At 64.5% G+C, this 2,253-nt stretch carries 2 protein-coding genes; both read left to right on the top strand.

Going from position 1 to position 2,253, the window contains the following annotated elements; all coding sequences use genetic code 11:
* The first annotated feature begins 140 nt into the window (after positions 1-140).
* Entirely contained in the window at positions 141-344 is a 204-nt protein-coding gene (locus H7I57_RS08750; protein WP_138229285.1) for a hypothetical protein, read from the top strand.
* A gap of 259 nt (positions 345-603) precedes the next feature.
* Positions 604-1,938: an IS256 family transposase gene (locus tag H7I57_RS08745; RefSeq protein ID WP_264023033.1), complete on the top strand. Its 1,335-nt coding sequence runs from the start codon at positions 604-606 to the stop codon at positions 1,936-1,938.
* The last annotated feature ends 315 nt before the right edge of the window (positions 1,939-2,253 follow it).

The raw sequence follows: 2,253 nt of genomic DNA, 5'->3' as shown, positions 1-2,253 counted from the left end.
TTGGCGAGCCCGAATGGAGGGCTGCCGTCGACGAGGCCAATGCTCGACGCGCGGAGTTTCGCGATGCGGTCCATCACGAGATCGGGATAGATGGCAACTAGCGCAGTGCGCGATTCCGGGTCCGCCGACACTGACGGAGCATGAGACGGCTGCCCGACGACCCCAAGCAGTTCAATGAGCTGTGGAACAAGCTCACGCCAGAAGAGAAAGACTGGCTGTACCCCCAGGGCCACAACGTCGGCAACCATCCAGGCTCGCGCTTTTTCGACGGCGCCGACCATTTGGGCGTGCGACGACTGCAGCTGCACTCCGGCCTCGGATTGTTTGTACGCTGTCGCCGATAGGCTCCTGTCATGCGGGAAGCTTCAGGGTTGAGCTGATGGCCATCCTCAACGACGACCAGCGACGGCTTCTCAGCTACGTCCGGGCGTCCAACCATGGTGGGTACTCGCCGACGCCGAGCCAGGTGGGTTGCGTCCATCAAGGTGGTGTACGAGTCGGACCTGATCAGCGGTACCGGCGTGTCGTAGCCGAGTGATTGAAGGTCATCGCGTGATTCTTCGAGAGACCGTCCAAAGTCACTCGAGCAAAGGAATCGACGCGATGACCACTGCCCACAATATCGATCTGCCCACTGTGCTGGCCGAACGACTCACCACTGCCCATCCCGACGTGCTGCGCGAGCTGCTGGCCACGTTCATCCACACCCTGATGGGCGCCGAAGCCGACGCCCTATGCGGTGCCGGCTACGGCGAACGCTCGGCTGAGCGCACCAATTCCCGCAACGGCTACCGACACCGTCAATTCGACACCCGTGCAGGGACTTTGGATCTTGCGATCCCGAAGCTGCGGCAAGGATCCTACTTCCCGGACTGGCTGCTGGAGCGCCGTAAACGCGCCGAGCGGGCCCTGACCACGGTGGTGGCGACGTGTTACCTGCTTGGTGTCTCGACGCGGCGGATGGACAAGCTGGTCGAGACCCTGGGCATCACGTCGTTGTCGAAGTCGCAGGTGTCGGTGATGGCCAAGGAACTCGACGCCGCCGTGGAGGCGTTCCGGACCCGGCCGCTCGATGCCGGCCCGTATACGTTCGTCGCTGCGGACGCTCTGGTGCTCAAGGTGCGTGAAGCCGGCCGGGTGGTCAACGTGCACGCCCTGATCGCCGTCGGGGTCAACGCCGAGGGCTACCGCGAGATCCTGGGAATCGATGTCACGACCGCTGAGGACGGGGCGGGCTGGTTGACGTTCTGGCGGTCGTTGACCGCCCGCGGCCTGTCCGGGGTCAAACTGGTCACCAGCGACGCCCACGCCGGGCTGGTCGCCGCCATCGGGGCCACCCTGCCCGGAGCGGCGTGGCAGCGCTGCAGAACCCACTACACGACCAACCTGATGTCCGTCACTCCCAAGAGTTCGTGGCCCTGGGTGCGCACCCTGCTGCACTCGGTGTTCGACCAACCTGACGCTGAATCCGTTGCTGCTCAATATGATCGGATCATCGACGCATTGTCCGACAAGCTGCCCAATGTCGCCGATCACCTCGAAGCGGCGCGGCCGGATCTGCTGGCGTTCACCGCGTTCCCCAAGCAGATCTGGCGCCAGATCTGGNCCGACAAGCTGCCCAATGTCGCCGATCACCTCGAAGCGGCGCGGCCGGATCTGCTGGCGTTCACCGCGTTCCCCAAGCAGATCTGGCGCCAGATCTGGAGCAACAATCCCCAGGAACGACTCAACAAGGAGATCCGCCGGCGCACCGACGTCGTGGGCATCTTCCCCGACCGCGCGGCCCTGATCCGTCTCGTCGGAGCAGTGCTGGCCGAACAACACGACGAATGGGCCGAGTCGCGGCGCTACCTCGGCCTCGACGTTCTGAGCAAATCACGCACCGTCAACGACACCCCAACCGAACAGGAGGCTACCCCCGCGGCACTGCCCGCCTGACCCAACTACCTCGAAGAATCACACGACGACGTCATACACCACGTCCCTGGACTTGACCGCCAGGTGACCGAATGGGTCCTGCGCCCGAGTCTAAGGCCGGGGAAGGTCACAACGAGGACCTATGGCATCCCCACCGCCTACGAGACGATGCGGATGGTGGACGAGATGCGTACCGCCAACCTGCACGATCTCCTCAGGCCCGGGCTGCGCACCATTGAGGAGCGTGAGGCCGACGAGACCCTGGTTGAGCAGGCGCAGCGGTTCGGGTGGGTCGCGGGGACGCCGACCGGCTCTGGCGTCGTACTGACCGATCTG

The organism is Mycolicibacterium pyrenivorans (assembly GCF_025821625.1).
In the GTDB taxonomy this organism is placed as follows: Bacteria; Actinomycetota; Actinomycetes; order Mycobacteriales; family Mycobacteriaceae; genus Mycobacterium; species Mycobacterium pyrenivorans.
Note: the sequence above shows the minus strand (reverse complement) of the source record. Positions and strands in the feature narration are given on the sequence as shown.